The 16,430-nt window shown below is 70.6% G+C and carries 15 protein-coding genes; 12 read left to right on the top strand and 3 right to left on the bottom strand.

Annotation, left to right across the window (positions count from 1 at the left end; genetic code table 11):
* Positions 1–42 precede the first annotated feature (42 nt).
* The gene (locus ACWPN7_RS28105; RefSeq protein WP_451996801.1) at positions 43–903 is read right to left on the bottom strand and encodes a DMT family transporter; all 861 of its coding nucleotides are present in this window, start codon (positions 901–903) and stop codon (positions 43–45) included.
* A 137-nt stretch (positions 904–1,040) separates the two neighbouring features.
* Between ACWPN7_RS28105 and ACWPN7_RS28100 the strand changes: the two genes are divergently transcribed.
* Positions 1,041–2,450 carry an aminotransferase-like domain-containing protein gene (locus ACWPN7_RS28100; protein WP_459196338.1) on the top strand — a complete coding sequence of 470 codons (1,410 nt, stop codon included), beginning with the start codon at positions 1,041–1,043 and terminating at the stop codon, positions 2,448–2,450.
* A 9-nt stretch (positions 2,451–2,459) separates the two neighbouring features.
* Here the strand turns inward: ACWPN7_RS28100 and lspA are convergent, their stop codons facing one another.
* Together lspA and ACWPN7_RS28090 are read right to left on the bottom strand one after the other, a co-directional pair.
* Positions 2,460–2,975 carry a signal peptidase II gene (lspA, locus tag ACWPN7_RS28095; RefSeq protein ID WP_247874685.1) on the bottom strand — a complete coding sequence of 172 codons (516 nt, stop codon included), beginning with the start codon at positions 2,973–2,975 and terminating at the stop codon, positions 2,460–2,462.
* Between the two features lie 44 nt (positions 2,976–3,019).
* On the bottom strand, positions 3,020–5,218 hold the full coding sequence (locus ACWPN7_RS28090; RefSeq protein WP_459196337.1) for a heavy metal translocating P-type ATPase: 2,199 nt from the start codon (positions 5,216–5,218) through the stop codon (positions 3,020–3,022).
* A 109-nt stretch (positions 5,219–5,327) separates the two neighbouring features.
* Here ACWPN7_RS28090 and ACWPN7_RS28085 point away from each other — a divergent pair, with 109 nt between their 5' ends.
* The 11 genes from ACWPN7_RS28085 (at position 5,328) to ACWPN7_RS28035 (ending at position 16,430) form a co-directional block, all read left to right on the top strand.
* On the top strand, positions 5,328–5,759 hold the full coding sequence (locus ACWPN7_RS28085) for a MerR family transcriptional regulator (protein ID WP_040137551.1): 432 nt from the start codon (positions 5,328–5,330) through the stop codon (positions 5,757–5,759).
* Positions 5,760–5,828: 69 nt separating this feature from the next.
* Positions 5,829–6,791 (top strand): arsenic resistance protein, encoded by a 963-nt coding sequence (locus tag ACWPN7_RS28080; RefSeq protein WP_459196336.1) that lies wholly within the window; start codon positions 5,829–5,831, stop codon positions 6,789–6,791.
* Positions 6,792–6,866: 75 nt separating this feature from the next.
* Positions 6,867–7,793 carry a bifunctional helix-turn-helix transcriptional regulator/GNAT family N-acetyltransferase gene (locus tag ACWPN7_RS28075; protein ID WP_459196335.1) on the top strand — a complete coding sequence of 309 codons (927 nt, stop codon included), beginning with the start codon at positions 6,867–6,869 and terminating at the stop codon, positions 7,791–7,793.
* 485 nt (positions 7,794–8,278) lie between these two features.
* On the top strand, positions 8,279–9,181 hold the full coding sequence (locus ACWPN7_RS28070; RefSeq protein ID WP_035681627.1) for a LysR family transcriptional regulator: 903 nt from the start codon (positions 8,279–8,281) through the stop codon (positions 9,179–9,181).
* A gap of 95 nt (positions 9,182–9,276) precedes the next feature.
* On the top strand, positions 9,277–10,650 hold the full coding sequence (locus ACWPN7_RS28065) for an amidase family protein (protein WP_492273527.1): 1,374 nt from the start codon (positions 9,277–9,279) through the stop codon (positions 10,648–10,650).
* Entirely contained in the window at positions 10,647–11,840 is a 1,194-nt protein-coding gene (locus ACWPN7_RS28060) for a CaiB/BaiF CoA transferase family protein (protein WP_200776170.1), read from the top strand. Before ACWPN7_RS28065 ends, ACWPN7_RS28060 begins: the two co-directional genes overlap by 4 nt.
* Positions 11,840–12,649, top strand: coding sequence for an enoyl-CoA hydratase (locus ACWPN7_RS28055; protein ID WP_103041277.1), 810 nt, complete (start codon positions 11,840–11,842; stop codon positions 12,647–12,649). Before ACWPN7_RS28060 ends, ACWPN7_RS28055 begins: the two co-directional genes overlap by 1 nt.
* Before the next feature lie 51 nt (positions 12,650–12,700).
* The gene (locus ACWPN7_RS28050) at positions 12,701–13,687 is read left to right on the top strand and encodes an ABC transporter substrate-binding protein (RefSeq protein WP_103041276.1); all 987 of its coding nucleotides are present in this window, start codon (positions 12,701–12,703) and stop codon (positions 13,685–13,687) included.
* 79 nt (positions 13,688–13,766) lie between these two features.
* Positions 13,767–14,648, top strand: coding sequence for an ABC transporter permease (locus tag ACWPN7_RS28045; protein ID WP_035681614.1), 882 nt, complete (start codon positions 13,767–13,769; stop codon positions 14,646–14,648).
* A gap of 127 nt (positions 14,649–14,775) precedes the next feature.
* Positions 14,776–15,543, top strand: a complete 768-nt coding sequence (locus tag ACWPN7_RS28040; protein WP_014199147.1) for an ABC transporter ATP-binding protein — start codon at positions 14,776–14,778, stop codon at positions 15,541–15,543.
* Complete coding sequence (locus ACWPN7_RS28035) at positions 15,540–16,430, top strand: polysaccharide deacetylase family protein (protein WP_459196333.1); 891 nt, start codon at positions 15,540–15,542, stop codon at positions 16,428–16,430. Before ACWPN7_RS28040 ends, ACWPN7_RS28035 begins: the two co-directional genes overlap by 4 nt.

The following is a 16,430-nucleotide window of genomic DNA, read 5'->3' as shown; positions in this document are numbered from 1 at the left end:
CCGAGACTCAAAACCCGAAAGCAATGGTCCCAGGATCGCCTTTCACGCGAAGCGCTTCGCTCCGGCGACGCACAGCACGATCAGCCCGGTCACGGCGATCATGCTCCAGGCCACCGGCTCGTTCAGCAGAAGACCCGCCAGCGACAGCCCGAAGAAGGGTTGGAGCAGTTGCAATTGCCCGACCCCGGCGATGCCGCCGAGCGCGAGCCCCCGGTACCAGAAGACGAAGCCGATCAGCATGCTGAAGACGGAGACGTAGGCAAGGCCAATCCAGGCCGGGGTTTCGATGCCCGCCCAGGCGTCCGGCATGGTCGCGAGCGCCAGCCCGGCCATCACCGGCATCGTCAGCACCAGCGCCCAGGAAATCACCTGCCAGCCGCCGAGACGGCGCGACAGCACCGCGCCCTCGGCGTAGCCCAGCCCGCAGAGCAGGATGGCCGCCACCATCAGGCCGGCCCCGGTGAGCGACGCGCCGCCGCCCTGCGCCAGGGCGAAGCCGACCACCGCGAGGCTGCCCAGGCCCGAGAACAGCCAGAAGACCGGCTTCGGCCGCTCCCGGCCGCGCAGCACGCCGAACAGGGCGGTGGACAGCGGCAAAAGGCCGATGAACACCATGGAGTGCGCGGAGGTGATGTGCCGGAGCGCCAGCGCGGTGAGCAGCGGGAAGCCGACGACCACGCCGAGCGCCACCACCGCGAGCGGCGCGAGGTCGCCGCGCCGCGGACGGGCCTGCCGCAGCAGGGCCAACAAAGCGGCCGCCAGCAGGGCGGCGATCAGCGCCCGCGCCGAGGTCAGGAACAGGGGCGTGAAGCTGCCCACCGCGACGCGAGTCGCCGGCAGCGATCCGCTGAAGATGAGCACGCCCAGCAACCCGCTGCCCCAGCCCGCCGTCGCCCACCGCATCCCATGATCCTTTCCGGTCCCGTGCCATTGCGGGGCGAGCCTAGCCCGGCGGGCACTGGCGGAGACAGCGACAGTCCCATACAATCGCATCGAACTGTATTGGTACTGCGTGCAATACACTTGCCGAAGGCGGCGTGATGACGAACCGAATGGGCAACCGAATGGGCACACGGACGGTCGAGGTGATGGACGCGATCCGCCAGAGGATGACGGACCGCCGGCTGTCGCCGGGGGACCGGCTGCCCTCGATCCGCCGCTTCGCCACCGCCATGGGCGTGTCGCCGTCCACCGTGGTGGAGGCCTACGACCGGCTCGCCGCGGACGGCGTGATCCGCTCGCGCCCCGGCTCCGGTTTCTACGTGTCCGGCGCCCTGCCGCCGCTGGCCCTGGCCGAAGCCGAACCGCGCCGCGACCGGGCTATCGATCCCTTCTGGGTGTCGCGCCAGTCGCTCGACGCCGGCGCGGACATGCTGAAGCCCGGCTGTGGGTGGCTGCCGGCGGACTGGATGCCCAACGCCGCCCTGCGCCGCGCCCTCCGCCGCCTCGCCCACGCCGACGATTCCGTTCTGGCGGATTATGGCAGCACGCGCGGCTCGCCCGCCCTGCGCCGGCTCCTGGCCCGGCAGTTCGCCGAGGAGGGGATCGCCGCCGGAGCCGAACAGATCCTTCTGACCGGGTCGGGAACCCAAGCGATCGACCTGATCTGCCGCTTCCTGCTGCGCCCCGGCGACGCGGTGCTGGTTGACGACCCCTGCTATTTCAACTTCCAGGCTCTGCTGCGCGCCCATCAGGTCCGCATCGTCGGCGTGCCCTACACGCAGAACGGTCCGGACACCGCGCTCTTCGCCGCGGCGCTGGCCGAGCATCGCCCCCGCCTCTACATCACCAATTCGGCACTGCACAACCCGACCGGCGCCACGATGTCCCCGCAGACGGCGCACCGGCTGCTCAAGGCCGCCGCCGCCCACGACGTCACCATCGTCGAGGACGACATCTTCGCCGGCTTCGAGCCGGACCCCTCGCCGCGCCTCGCCGTTCTGGACGGGCTGTCCCAGGTCATCCGGATCGGCAGCTTCTCGAAGACGCTGTCCGCCTCGGTCCGCTGCGGCTACCTCGCGGCGCGGCCGGAGTGGGTGGAGGCGCTGGTCGATCTCCAGGTCGCGACGAATTTCGGTGGCCCGAGCCCGGTCGCCGCCGAACTCGTCCTCGCCACCCTCGGCGACGGCGGCCACCGCAAGCATCTCGACGGCCTCCGCCTCCGCTTGGCGCGGCTGCGGCGCGAAACGGCGGACCGGCTGGCGGCCATCGGCCTGCAACCCTGGCTGATGCCGCGCGGCGGCTTCTATCTGTGGTGCAGCCTGCCGGACGGCCGGGATGCGGCGGCCGTCGCGCGGGCGGCGCTGGACGAGCAGGTGGTCCTTGCCCCCGGCAACGTCTTCAGCGTCGGCCAGTCGGCCGCCGGCTTTCTGCGCTTCAACGTCGCCCAGATGGGCGATCCGCGCGTCTTCGAGGTTCTGAAGCGCGCCGTGGCAGCGGCGGAACCGTAAGTCTCCGGCTCAGCGGGGCGCGCCATCCCGGCCGGCCGGGGCATCGTCGCCCGATGCCTTGCGCGGCCACAGCCCCGAGAGCAGCAGCAGCCCGACACCGCCGGTGATGCCGATGTCGGCGACGTTGAAGGTCGGCCAGTGCCAGCCGAAGGCGTGAAGGTCGATGAAGTCGGTGACGGCGCCCTGGCGGAGACGGTCGACGATGTTGCCGATCGCCCCGCCTGCGATCGCGCCGAAGCTCGCCGCCTCGGCGCGGCTGTCCGAGCGGGCCGCCCAGACCACGAGGATGGCGACGACGAGCAGCGCCGCTCCGGACAGCAGCCAGGGGCCGTAGACGCTGTCGTTCTCCAGCAGGCCGAAACTGACCCCGGTGTTGAAGCCGAGCACGACATTCAGAAAGGGCGTGACCTCGACCAGCCGGGGCGGCTCCAGAAGATGCTCCAGCGCGACCCATTTGGTGAGCTGGTCGAGGATCAGGACCACCGCACCGATGGTGCCCGCCAGTTTCAGACCAGCGGACCTCAAACCAGCGGATGGGGCTCCCCATGACAACGCCATGTTGTTCTCCTTCAGGGCGCTGGCACCGGGCTCACACCAGAGCGGCGGAGCAGGCGCAGCGCGTTGAGCGTGACGAGGATGGTGGCCCCGGTGTCCGCCAGGATAGCCAGCCACAGATCGGTGATGCCGAACAGGGTCGTCACCAGGAAGACCGCCTTCAGGCCGAGCGCGAAGGCGACGTTCTGGTGGATGTTGGCGAGCGTCGCCCGCGACAGGGTGACGAGGTCGGCCACCCCCTCGACGCGGTTGCCCAGCAGGGCGGCGTCGGCGGTCTCCAGCGCGACGTCGGTGCCGCCGCCCATGGCGATGCCGACGTCGGCGGCGGCCAGGGCCGGGCCGTCGTTGATGCCGTCGCCGATCATCGCGACCGTCCCCTGCCCTTTCAGGCCGGCGATCGCACGCAGCTTGTCCTCCGGCAGCAGTTCTGCCTCGACAGCCAAGCCGAGCGTCCGGGCGACCGCCTGACCGGTGCGGCGGTTGTCGCCGGTCAGCATGACGCTGCGCACGCCGAGCCCGCGCAACGCGGCGATCCCCTGGGCGGCATCGGGCCGCGGCTCGTCGCGCAGCGCCAGGAGCCCAACGGGCCGTCCGTCCGCCAGGACCACCGCGACCGTCTTCCCCTCCTCCTCGAAGGCGGCGACGGTGTCGGCGGGCAAGTCGGCGGGCAAGGACCCGGCACCGCCCCGCTCCACGGCGTGGCGGGGGGAGCCGACCTCGATCAGGCGCCCGCCGACCACAGCCTGCACCGCGCGTCCCGGAACGGCCTTGCGGTCGCGGGCCGGGCGCAGCGGCACGCCGTCGGCCGCCGCGCGCTCCAGAATGGCGCGGGCCAGCGGGTGGGCCGAGCCATTCTCGACGGTGGCGGCAAGGCCGAGCAGCGTGCGCTCGTTTCCGTCGAGCGGGACGATGTCGGTGACCCGCGGCTGCCCCAGGGTCAGCGTCCCGGTCTTGTCAAAGGCGATGGTCCGCACCTTGCCGATCGCCTCCAGCGCGGCGCCGCCCTTGATGAGCAGGCCACGGCGGGCGCCCGCCGCGATCCCGGAGGCGATGGCCGCCGGGGTGGAGAGGACCAGTGCGCAGGGGCAGCCGATCAGCAGCAGCGCCAGACCGCGGTAGATCCAGGTGTGCCAGTCCCCGCCGAAGGCCAGCGGCGGCACCAGGACGGTGAGGACCGACACGGCGATGACGGCGGGGGTGTAGCGGGCGCTGAACCGCTCGATCCAGCGCGCGGTCGGCGATTTGGCGGCCTGCGCCTCCTCGACGAGCTGGACGATGCGGGCGATGGTGTTGTCCGACGCCTTGCGGGTCACGCGAACGCGCAGCACCCCGGTGGCGTTGATGCCGCCGGCGAAGACCGGGGAGCCCACGGTCTTGGCGACCGGCACGGACTCGCCGGTGACCGGGGATTCGTCGATGTCGGACTCGCCCTCCTCCACCACGCCGTCGGCGGACACGCGGTCGCCGGGCCGCACGAGCACGAGTTGCCCGACCTCCAGCCGCTCCACCGGCACCGCGCGGGCGCTCTCCCCCTCGATCAGCAGGGCCGTTTGCGGGACCAGAGCCGACAGTGCCCGGATGCCCGAACGGGCGGTGCCGGCGGCGACGCCCTCCAGCAGCTCGCCGATGGCGAAGAGCAGGACGACCACCGCGGCCTCCTCCGCCTCCCCGATGACGAGCGCGCCCAGCGTCGCCACCGACATCAGCATTTCGATGCTGAAGGGCGAACCGGAGCGGGCGAGCCGGACGGCGCGGCGCCCGAAAACGGCCAGCCCGAACAGGGCGGCGGGCATCAGAGCGACCTCCGACACAGCCGGCGCCAGCAACGACAGCAGATAGCCGCCCCCGACCAGCAGGGCGATCAGGATGGTGATGCGGCCCCGGCCGGTCTGCCACCAGCGGGGCTCCGTTCCGCTGGCGGCGTCCGTAACCACGCCGTCGCCATCGGCAATGTGGATCGTATCGGCGGGCTCCACCCCGAAGCCGAGCCCGCGGATGGTCGCCTCGACCGTCGCGCGCGGCGTCGCCGCCTCGTCCAGCGACAGCCGCAGAATCTGCGAATGGTGGTTGAGCCCGACGCCGGACGTCCCCGGCAGGCGGCGCAACGCGGTTTCGATCTTGCCGACGCAGCTCGGGCAATCCATGCCCGCCACCTTGTAGCGCAAGGCCTGCCCGGTGCCCGGGGCGACGGCCTCGATTGTCTTGTCCTGCATGATCCACTCCGACCGGCGGTGTGGCGGACCGCGCCATTGGAGGGTGCGCGGCTGCCTGTCGTGCGCTACCATGGACCCTGGAGTTACTACAGGGTCAAGAGGGTTTGTGATGGCGAAACAGGAGCTGTCCATCGGCGCGCTCGGCAAGCTGACCGGCACCAAGGTGGAGACCATCCGCTTCTACGAGAAGATCGGCATCCTGCCGGCGCCCGCCCGCACGGCGGGCAATTACCGCAGCTACGGCCATGACCATGTGCGGCGGCTGACCTTCGTCCGGCGGGTGCGGGATCTCGGCTTCCCACTGGAGACGGTCCGGGCGATGCTCGATCTCGCCGACCAGCCAGACCGCCCCTGCGGCGAGGTTGACGCGCTGGTCGTCGAGCAGCTCAACGAAGTGGAGCGGAAGATCGCCGATCTGGAGCGCCTGCGCGAGGAGCTGGACCGGCTGGCCCACCAGTGCCGGCGCGGCGGCCGGATGGCTGAGTGCCGCATCATCGAGGCGCTGTCGCCCCACCACGAGGATGGCCGCTGCTGCCCGTGACCCGGCCAGCCCGGACGTCCAGCAAACAGGACTTCCGGCAAACACGCTTTCACCAACAGGAACCGAGCCATGGCCGCCGTCACCCGCGCGGATCTGGAAAACCATCAGGTCCCCGTCTATTTCGCCGCGGTCGCCGCCGGTCTGCTGAGCGCCGTCGTCCTGCCGGGCGAACTCTGGGGAGCGGGCATCAACCCGGCCCTCGCCGCGCTGATCTACGTGACCTTTCTCCAGGTCCCGCTGGGCGATCTGGGGCGCAGTGTCACCAACACCCGCTTCCTCTCGGCCCTGCTTCTGGTCAATTTCGCGGTGGTGCCCTGCGTCGTCTTCGGGCTGGTCTCCCTCCTGCCCGCGGAGCAGGCGGCGGTGCGTCTCGGCGTGCTGCTGGTGCTGCTGGCGCCCTGCATCGACTATGTCGTCGTCTTCACCCATCTCGGGCGCGGCGACGCGCGGCTGGTGCTGGCGGCGACGCCGGTGCTGCTGCTCGTCCAGATGCTGCTTCTGCCCGTCTACCTCGGCCTGTTCGCCGGGGAGGGGGCGGCGGCGCTGATGCAGCCGGGTCCGTTCATCGACGCCTTCGTCGGGCTGATCGCCGTGCCGCTGGCGCTGGCCGGGGCGACGCAGGCCTGGGCGACGCGCGGCGGTGCCGGAAAGGCCGCCGCGGACGCCCTGGCGTGGCTGCCGGTGCCGCTCATGGCGGTGGTGCTGTTCCTCGTCGTCGCGTCAGTCGCCGCCGACGTGGCCGCCCAGGCACGGGCGGTGGCCCTCGCCGTGCCGCTCTACATCGCCTTCGCGTTGGCGATGCCCTACGCCGGCCGGGCCGTGGCGCGCCTGTTCCGGCTGGAAACCGAGGCGGCGCGGGCCGTCGTCTTCAGCGGCGGCACGCGCAACTCCCTGGTCGTCCTGCCGCTGGCCTTCGCCGTGCCGGACGGCGGAGCGCTGGTGCCCGCGGTGGTGGTGGCGCAGACGTTGGTGGAGTTGGTGGCCATGCTCACCTACGTCCGCTGGGTGCCGCGCCTCGTGCCGGCGCGCTGAACCGGAATGAGCGCTTTCTCAATGTTGACTCAGTCAATATTCTCCAATATTGACTGAGTCAACATTGGAGGCCCCATGACCACCGAACACGATCAGGACATCGCGACGCTGCGCGCTTTCAATCGGCTCTACACGAGCCGGCTGGGGCTCCTCGACGCCGCCTATGACGGCAGTCCCTTCACCCTCAGCGAGGCGCGCATCCTGTATGAGTTGGCGAATCGGACCGACCCCATGGCTGCGGACATCGCCCGCGCGCTGCGCCTCGACCCGGCCCAGGTCAGCAGGACGGTGAAGCGATTCCAGGAGCGCGGCCTCGTTGCGGTCCGCGAGAGCCCGGCCCATGGCCGTCACCAGCTTCTCTCCCTCACTGAGGAAGGGGGACGTGCGTTCGCGACCCTGGAAGCCAGCACGCGCATGGCGGTCGGAAGGCTCCTCGAAAGCCTGAGCCCGTTTCAGCGCTCCCGTCTCTTGGCAGCGGCGGTCTCCATCAGCGACGCCTTCGAGGGCACCGAACCCGAGGTAAGGCTTCGCGGCCTGCGGACCGGCGATCTCGGCCTCGTTGCCGCTCGCCAGGCGATCCTCTACAGCTCGGAATACGGATGGAACGGCGATTACGAGGCCCTGGCCGCCCGCATTCTTGCCGACTTCCACCAGGCCTTCGACCCCCGGAAGGACGACGCTTGGATCGCGGAGGTGAGCGGCCGCATGGTGGGCTCGATCTTCCTCGTGCGTGGCGAGGAGCCCGGAGTCGCCAAGCTCCGCCTGCTCTACGTCGAACCCGACGCGCGAGGCATGGGCGTGGGGCAGCGGCTGGTCACCACCTGCATCGCGCGCGCCCGTGCGTTGGGCTACGAGCGGCTGGAGCTTTGGACCGTCAGCGCGCTGACCGCCGCCTGCCGGCTTTATCGGCGTGCCGGCTTCGTGATGACCGGGGAGACGCCGAACCACCGGTTCGGCCACGACCTCGTCGACCAGATCTGGTCGCTCAGGCTCACTCCCTAAAGCGAACTTCCGTTCGCTTTAGACTCTTATCGCCTCATTCGCCGGCGGGCTCCGGTCGCATATGCGACCGGGACCGCCGTCGCGGTCCAAAGCGGATTGCAATCCGCTTTAGTGGACTAATCCAGACGGACCTTCACGTATGTCGAACGAAACGATCCGTCTGGTTCGAGCCCCTCGCGTTGTGATGGTCTGAGGAAGCTGTTGGGAGGAAACCCGACTGCTGGAAGCCGCCGATGTGGACGCCCTAGGACCGCCATCCGGTTGGCGATCATGGTGCCGGCTGAGCGCTGACCGGGGTTCCGCGCGGCTGTACGTTCACATCACGCCCAGGCCAGCTTACCCATATCAGGCCCTGTCGCTGTGATCCGGGCACGCCGAATCCCGTCACCTTGTCATCGCACTCGCTCGCCCGCACCCGGAATGGCACTCTGTCGGGACCGGCGGATTGCGGATGGCCGGTGAATTGCGGATGGGGTGTGTGGACCGTGCTTCACCATGACTTGGCGACGCTTCGGCTGTTCGTGAAAGCCTGCGAGCTGAAAAGCCTGAGCCGCGCCAGCGAGGCCCTGAATCTCGCGGTGTCCGCCGCCAGCCGGCGCATCCGGCTGCTGGAGCACGACGCCGGGATGCCGCTGCTGAAACGGCGCCCGCATGGCATCGAGCCGACCCCGGCCGGGCTGCTCGTGCTGCGCTACGCCCACGACATGGTCTATCTGGGGGCGCAGCTGGAGGCGATGCTCGCCGAATACCGGTCCGGCGTGCGCGGCCATGTGCGGGTCTACGCTTCCTCCTCGGCGCTGGTGGAATGCCTCGCCGCCGACCTCTCGCGCTTCGCCGCCGAGAATCCCGGCATCAAGCTGGAGCTGGAGGAACGCCCCAGCGCCGACACGCTGGACGCGCTGTACCGCAAGAAGGCCGACATCGGGGTCATCGTCGGCGGCCGGGGGACCGAGGGGCTGGTCCGCTACCCCTACGCCAAGGACCGGCTGTGGGTGGCGCTGCCGCGCGGGCATCGTCTGGCTGACCGGCCCAGCCTGCGCTTCGCCGAGCTTCTGGACGAGGAGCATGTGGCGCTGGAGGGCGGCACCGCCGTGCACGGCCTGCTGGCCGAGCGGGCGCGGGCGGAGGGCCGCTTCATCAAGGTGCGCGTCCAGGTCCGCAGCTTCGAGGTGATGTGCCAGATGATCAGCCTGGGGCTGGGCGTCGGCGTTCTGCCGAAGCGCGCCGTGCTGCCGCTGTCAAACGCGCTCGGCGTCGAACTGGTCGCCCTCGACGAGGAGTGGGCGGAACGCAGCTTCGAGATTTGCGTTCGTTCACCCGATGCGCTGGACGCGCCCAGCCAACGGCTTCTCGATTTCCTGCGGGAGCAGGCGGTGCCGAAGCCGTGATTTCGAGAAATTCGAAATCAGGTGTGTCGCAATTGTTCTTCTAGGCAACTGTGCAGACCCTCATCATCAGGTCCGGCGATGAGGGAGTGGGCCGAATGTCCTGGACCAGCCAGAACCCCGATGTTCCTGACGACCCCTGCGGGGCCGGGCCCGGTTTCACGGATTGGAGCGGGCTCCCGACACCGGCCCGCGCGGAGGCCGCCGCGACCTGCGCGGCCTGGGCGCCGGAGGTTCAGGCTCGCTTCGGCTGCTTCGTCGAGATCGGCACCGCCGAAACGGACACCGCCGGCCCGCTGGCCGGGCTGCCCTACGCCGCCAAGGACATGTTCGACAGCGTGGGCCGCTCGCCCGGCTGCGGCCTTCCCGGCGTGGCGGCAGACACCGCCGGCCCGGCAGCGGAGCGGGCGGCGGCGGTGCTGGAACGGCTCGATGGGGCCGGGGCGCGGCGGATCGGCTTCACCACCATGACGGCGCTGGCCTACGAGCCCTCCGGCGTGGGCAAGGCGCTCAACCCCTGGAACCGCGACATCGTCCCCGGCGGCTCGTCCTCCGGATCGGCGGTGGCGGTGGCGGCCGGCGCGGTGTTCGCCGCTCTGGGATCGGACACCGCCGGGTCGTTGCGCATTCCCGCGCAGGCCTGCGGAGTCACCGCCTGGAAGCCGACCTACGGCGCGGTGCCGGTCGCCGGGGCGATGACGCTGGCCCCAAGCCTCGACACCATCGGGCTTCTGGGGCGCAGCGCGCGCGACATCCAACTCATGGCGCCCGTGCTGGCGGCGGATATGGCGTTCCCATCCGAACCGCCGGCCCGCTTTGCCCTCCTGTTCGACGCGGTCGAGGCGTCCGAAGCGCCGATCCAGGCGGCCTGCCGCGAGGCCGTTGAGGCCATCGCCGCCTGCGGCGTCTCGTTGGAACAGCGGCAGGGCCTGCCCGCCATCGAGGCGCTGTCCGACCCGCTCTTCCTCATTCTCCAGGCCGAGGCGGCGGCCCAGCATGGCGGGCTTGCCCTCGCCGCGCGGGACCCGACCCTCGCCCGGCGGCTCGCCAAAGGCCTGGACATCACGCCGGACCGCCTCGTGGCGGCGAAGGCGGCGCTGTCCGGCGCCACCGCGCCCATCCTGGACAGCCTGTTCGGCGAAGCCGACGCCCTCCTGCTGCCGGTCATGCCGATCCGCACGCCGCCGGTCGCGGTGGCCGATCCGGCTTCCCCGGACTTCCGCGCGGCCACACTCTACCAGCTCAGCGCCTACACCCGCTTCGTCAACGCGCTCGGCCTGCCGGCGGTCGCCGTGCCGGCCGGCTTCGACGACCGCGGGATGCCGGTGGCGCTCCAGATCGTCGGCCGCCCCGGAACGGACGGTGCGCTGCTGGCGCTCGCCGCGGCCTTGCAGGCGCGGACCGGCTGGCACCGGCGGCGGCCCAGCGACATCACCGATTTTCCCAGCCCTCTTGCACAGCGTGGCTCATGACCCGATCCGAACCCGCAAAAGCTCTTGAGCACATCCGAGTCCTGGATCTCACGCGCGTGCGCGCCGGCCCGACCTGCTGCCGCGTGCTCGCCGACTTCGGGGCCGACGTCATCAAGGTCGAGGCGCCGCCGGGCGTCGACCGCAACGAGGGGATGAGCGGCCCCCGCCACGGCTACGACATGCTGAACCTGCACCGCAACAAGCGGTCGCTGTCGCTCAACCTCCGCACCCCGCAGGGGCGGGACCTGTTCCTGGAGCTGGTGCGCACGGCCGACGTGGTGGTCGAGAACTACCGTCCCGACGTGAAGGACCGCCTCGGCATCGGCTACGACGCGCTGCGGGCGGTGAATCCGCGGATCATCCTGGCCTCCATCTCCGGCTACGGCCAGACCGGCCCCTATCGCGAGCGCGCCGGCTTCGACCAGATCGCCCAGGGCATGGGCGGCCTGATGAGCGTGACCGGCCTTCCCGGCCAAGGTCCGGTCCGGGCCGGCATCGCGGTCGCCGACAGCGCCTCCGGCCTGTATGCGGCCATCGGCATCCTGGTCGCCCTGTCGGAACGCGACCGCTCCGGCGAGGGGCAGTGGGTCCAGACCTCCCTTCTCGAATCCCAGATCGCCCTGATGGATTTCCAGGCGGCGCGCTATCTGGTGGAGGGCGAGGTCCCGCAGCCGGCGGGCAACGACCACCCCTACTCGACCCCCATGGGCGTGATGGCGACGGCCGACGGCCACCTGAACATCGGCGTCGGCGGCGATGGCCAGTGGCGGTCCTTCTGCCGGGCCATCGAGCGCGAGGACCTCGCCGACGCCCCCGAGTACGCCACGCAGGAGCAGCGCTTCCGCAACCGCCCGACGCTCAAGCCGCTGCTGGAGGAGGTGTTCCGCACCCGCAAGACGGCGGACTGGCTGGCGCGTCTGGAGGAGGAAGGGGTTCCGGCGGGGCCGATCTACCGCATGGACGAGGTCTTCGCCGACCCGCAGGTCGGGCATCTCGGCATCGCCGTGCCCTGCGAGCATCCCGCCCGCGGCGCCATGCGCCTCGTCGGCCAGCCGGTCGGCCTGTCGCGCACGCCCGCCCGCATCGAGCGGCCCGCCCCCGACGCGGGCGAGCACACGGCGGAGGTGCTGGGCGCCATCGGCCTGTCCGCGGCGGACGTCGCCGCCTTGAAGGCGCAGGGGATCGTCTGATGAGCGGCCAGGAACCGGGAGCGGTTGGCGGCGTGGTGGGGCTCGACGTGTCGGGTGGGGTCGCCCGCCTGACGCTCGACCAGCCCCGGCGGCTGAACGCGATGACGCTGGAAATGTGGCGCTCCCTGCCCGAGCGCATCGGCCGCGCCGTGGCCGACCCCGCGGTCCGCGTCCTGCTGGTTCGCGGCGCCGGGGAGCGCGCCTTCTCCGCCGGGGCCGACATTTCCGAATTCGGCACCGTCCGCGCCGACGCCGCCCAAGCCGCCGCCTACGAGGAGGCGGTATCGGCCGCGACCGAGGCGCTCCTCAACGCCCCGGTGCCCACGGTCGCGGCCATCCGCGGCATCTGCTTCGGCGGCGGGCTGGAACTGGCGCTGTGCTGCGACCTGCGGCTCAGCGACGACGGCGCGCGGTTCCGCATGCCGGGCGCCCGGCTCGGGCTCGGCTACGGCTTCCCGCTGGTGCGCCTCGTCGTGCAGCGGATGGGCGCTGCCGCCGCCGCCGACCTGCTGTTCAGCGCGCGCATCGTGACGGCGGACGAGGCGGCGAGCCTCGGCATCGTCCAGCGCGTGAGCCCCGCGTCCGCCTTCGACGGCGCGGTGGAGGACTATATCGGCCTGATCGCCGGAAACGCGCCCTTGACGCTGCGCGCGGCGAAACGGGCCATGCTGGAAGCGCTGCGGACCGACGGTCCGGCCGACACCGAAGCGGTGGACGCCCTCGTCGCCCGCTGCTTCGCCAGCGCCGATTACGCGGAGGGGCGTGCCGCCTTCGCGCAAAAAAGAGAACCCGATTTCAAGGGAAAGTAAGGCGGAGGATCGGCCCCACGGGGCGGCGAACCATAAACAGGGAGACAAGTCATGAACTGGAAGCATCTGGGTCTCAACACCATCGGCGCGGTCATCGCCGGATGTCTGGCCTTGTCAACCGCCGCGCGCGCGGCGGAACCCGCTCCCCTGCCGAAGCCGGTCGAGCTGACGGTGGGCTATCAGAAGGTGGGCCATCTCGCCCCGGTGGTGATGATCACCGACGACCTCAAGAAGCTCGGGGTCGAGCTGAAGACGGTCGAGTTCGCCCGCTACGCCGACGCGCGCACCGCGCTCCTCGCCGGCTCCCTTGACATGGCCACCGTCGGACCCGCCGACCTCGCGATCTCGCTGGCCCAGGGCGCCACCGACATGGTCGGCGTCATGGGCGTCGGCAGCTCCCCGAAATACGTGATCGGCCGCAAGGGCGTGAAACTCGACAGCTGGGACGACCTGAAGGGCAAGAAGGTCGCCATCGCCCCCGGTTCGGCGGTGTGGTTCCAGTTCGCCGCGACCCTGACCGAGAAGAACATTCCCTACAACAGCTTCCAGGCCGTGAACATCCAGGGCGGCGGCGCCAACTTCGACCAGGCCCTGCAGCGCGGCGAGGTCGACGCCATCGTCACCTGGGAGCCCTTCGAATCCATCCCCGTGATGGAAGGCTACGGCTTCTTCGCCAAGAATCTCGAATACAGCCAGTCCAAGTCGGTCGGCGCGGAACTCGGCATGCTGGCCGCCAACCGCAAGTCGATGGCCGAGAAGCGTCCCGCCATGGAGCGGTTCGTCTGGGCCTATCTGCAGGCGCAGAAGAAGCTCGCCGCTTCCCCGGACGAGTTCACCAAGGCCTACGCGTCGCTGACCGGCCTCGACACCAAGCTCGCCGCCGAGGCGTCCAAGGTGATCGAGCTTGGCTCCGTCACCACGGTCGACCAGATCAAGCGTCAGGCCAAAGCCTTCAACGAGCTGGGCGTGATCCCGAAGGACGTGTCGGGCGACATCGAGAAGTACTGGGACGCCTCCTTCGTCGAGAAGGCTCAGTGACACGGCAAGCCGCCGCCCGCTTCGGCGGGCGGCCTTCCGACAGCGTGGCGGCCGACAAGAATGGCGGAGGACTGGAGTGATGAATGACGCGCCCGCAAGAGCCCTGGACGCGGCCCCCGTGCCGGCGGCTCCCAAGGTGAAGAGCCGGGGCCTGTTCCCGGCGGGACGCACCGGGGCGGCGATGCGCGCGGCGCTGCTGCCCGTCCTGGTGATCGCGGCGTGGCAGCTCGCCGGATCGGGCGGCTCGCTGGCCGGGGGTGTGCTGCCGACGCCCGACCGGGTGTGGGACGCCTGGGTCGTCTGGGCCTTCGGCCCGCAGGGCATGGGCCTCAACCCCTACAGCGGCACTTGGCTCAGCAACGTGCTGTTCTCGTCCATGCGCGTCGCGCAGGGCTTCGTGCTCGCCATGGCCATCGGCATCCCGGCGGGCGTTATGATCGGCTGGAGCCGCGCCGTGTCCGGCACGGTGGACCCGACGATCCAGCTTCTGCGCCCCATCCCCATCACCGCGTGGCTGCCCTTCTCCATCGCCGTGTTCGGCATCCAGGACATGGGCGCGATCTTCCTGATCGCTCTCGGCGGCTTCTACCCGATCGTGGTGAACGCCACGCACGGCGCCCGCGACGTCGACCGCAACTGGATCCGGGCGGCCGAGATGATGGGAGCCAGCCGGTTCGACGTGCTGCGGCGCGTGGTCCTGCCGGCGGCGCTGCCGGCCATCTTCACGGGGCTGCGCATCGGTCTGGGCATCGCCTGGACGGCGGTCATCGTTTCCGAGATGGTCGCGGTCAAGTCGGGGCTCGGCTACGTGCTGTGGGATGCCTACTACGTAGGCCGCATGGACGTGGTCATCGCCGACATGCTGTCGATCGGGGCCATGGGCCTGCTGAGCGACCGCCTGATCGTCACCGTCGAGCACTGGGCCCTGCGCTGGCGCCGGCTCCAATCCGCCTCGCGCTGAGGCGAACACCGGTTCGCCTCGCACTGATATCGCCTCATTCGCCGGCGGGCTTCGGCCGCACAGGCGGCCGGGACCGCCGTCGCGGTCCAAAGCGGATCACGATCCGCTTTAAAGGACGGAGACACACATGGGCACCATTCGTTTCCGCGAGGTCGTGAAGACCTACCCCGGCAAGCAGCCGGTCATCGCGCTCGACCGCGTCAACCTCGACATCGGCGAGGGCGAGTTCGTCGCCCTGCTCGGCCCCTCGGGCTGCGGCAAATCCACCCTGCTCAACCTCATCGCCGGTTTCGAGGAGATGACCTCCGGCGCGCTGTCCTTCAACGGCGGCACGGTCGACAGCCCCGGCCCGGAACGCGCCGTCGTCTTCCAGGAGGCGGCCCTGCTGCCCTGGCTGACGGTGGAGCAGAACATCGCCTTCGGGCCGAGCGTCCAGAAGCGCCCGCGCGCCGAATACGAGCCGAAGATCCGCGAGCTGCTCCGCCTCGTCGGGCTGGAGCGCTTCGCCAGCGCCCTGCCCTCGCAGCTCTCCGGCGGCATGCGCCAGCGCGTCGGCATCGCCCGCGCCCTGGTCATGGACCCCAAGGCGCTGCTGATGGACGAGCCGTTCGGCGCGCTCGACGCCCAGACGCGCATGAGCATGCAGCAGCTTCTGCTCGACGTCTGGCAGACGCTCGGCACCACGGTGCTGTTCGTCACGCACGACATCGACGAGGCGATCCTGCTCGCCGACCGCATCTGCATCATGTCGGCCCGGCCGGGGCGGATCACCCGCGAGATCACCGTGGACCTGCCGCGGCCCCGCTCCGTCGATCAGCTCACCGACCCCGCCTTCATCCGGCACAAGGCCGCCATCATGGCCGAGATGCGCGAAGCGCAGAAGGAACACGCATGACCAACCCCCGGATCAGCTACCGCCTGTCCGACGCGCGGCCGGCGCTGCCCGACTTCCAGGGGCGGCGGATCATCGCCCATCTGGTCGTCAACGTGGAGAACTGGCGCTTCGACGAGGCGATGCCGCGCACCATCATCACCCCGCCCCACGGGCGGGAGACGGTGCCGGACGTGCCGAACTTCAGCTGGGCCGACTACGGCATGCGCAGCGGCCTGCCGCGCATCCTGAAGCTGTTCCGCGACCGCGGCGTGCCCGCCTCGACCAGCCTCAACGCCGGGGTCATCGACGCCTACCCGCAGGCCGCCGAGGCCATGCTCGCCGCCGGCTGGGAGTTCATCGGCCACGGCATGCACCAGAAGGCGATCAACCACGCCGGAGACGGCGAGGAGGCGTTGATCGAGGCGGCGCTGGACCGCATCGAGCGCTTCACCGGCACGCGCCCGCGCGGCTGGCTGAGCCCCGGCCTGCGCGAGACGGTGCAGACGCCCGACCTGCTGCGCCGCCAGGGCATCGACCATGTGTTCGACTGGGTGGTGGACGACCTGCCGAGTTGGATGCGCACCGCGCACGGCCCGCTGCTCGCCATGCCCTACAACCTGGAAATCAACGACTCCATCGTCTACGCCATCGAAAAGCACGCGACGGGGGAGATGCTGAGCCGGCTCGGCCACACCCTGCGGCTGTTCGAGCGGGAATGCGCGGAGAACCCGCGCGTTCTGGCCATCGGCCTGCACCCGCATCTGATCGCGGTGCCGCACCGGCTGCACGAGCTGGAAGCCATGCTGGACCTGTTGCAGGCCTCGCCGCACGTCGCCTTCGCCACCGGCCCGCAGATCGCCGACTGGTACGCGGCGGCGGAGCCGGCAGCGGAACAGGCGGAGGGCTGA

The sequence above is a fragment of the Azospirillum sp. UENF 312511 genome (genome assembly GCF_058780635.1).
This window is presented reverse-complemented; position numbering and strand designations above follow the sequence as displayed.

Excerpts from the sequence above, each read along its gene's own strand:
- ACWPN7_RS28065 (WP_492273527.1), top strand. The coding sequence starts at position 9,277 with ATGTCCTGGACCAGCCAGAACCCCGATGTTCCTGACGACCCCTGCGGG.
- ACWPN7_RS28100 (WP_459196338.1), top strand. The coding sequence starts at position 1,041 with ATGACGAACCGAATGGGCAACCGAATGGGCACACGGACGGTCGAGGTG.
- ACWPN7_RS28045 (WP_035681614.1), top strand. The coding sequence starts at position 13,767 with ATGAATGACGCGCCCGCAAGAGCCCTGGACGCGGCCCCCGTGCCGGCG.
- ACWPN7_RS28060 (WP_200776170.1), top strand. The coding sequence starts at position 10,647 with ATGACCCGATCCGAACCCGCAAAAGCTCTTGAGCACATCCGAGTCCTG.
- ACWPN7_RS28105 (WP_451996801.1), bottom strand. The coding sequence starts at position 903 with ATGCGGTGGGCGACGGCGGGCTGGGGCAGCGGGTTGCTGGGCGTGCTC.
- ACWPN7_RS28050 (WP_103041276.1), top strand. The coding sequence starts at position 12,701 with ATGAACTGGAAGCATCTGGGTCTCAACACCATCGGCGCGGTCATCGCC.
- ACWPN7_RS28055 (WP_103041277.1), top strand. The coding sequence starts at position 11,840 with ATGAGCGGCCAGGAACCGGGAGCGGTTGGCGGCGTGGTGGGGCTCGAC.
- ACWPN7_RS28080 (WP_459196336.1), top strand. The coding sequence starts at position 5,829 with ATGGCCGCCGTCACCCGCGCGGATCTGGAAAACCATCAGGTCCCCGTC.
- ACWPN7_RS28075 (WP_459196335.1), top strand. The coding sequence starts at position 6,867 with ATGACCACCGAACACGATCAGGACATCGCGACGCTGCGCGCTTTCAAT.
- ACWPN7_RS28090 (WP_459196337.1), bottom strand. The coding sequence starts at position 5,218 with ATGCAGGACAAGACAATCGAGGCCGTCGCCCCGGGCACCGGGCAGGCC.
- ACWPN7_RS28040 (WP_014199147.1), top strand. The coding sequence starts at position 14,776 with ATGGGCACCATTCGTTTCCGCGAGGTCGTGAAGACCTACCCCGGCAAG.
- ACWPN7_RS28035 (WP_459196333.1), top strand. The coding sequence starts at position 15,540 with ATGACCAACCCCCGGATCAGCTACCGCCTGTCCGACGCGCGGCCGGCG.
- ACWPN7_RS28085 (WP_040137551.1), top strand. The coding sequence starts at position 5,328 with ATGGCGAAACAGGAGCTGTCCATCGGCGCGCTCGGCAAGCTGACCGGC.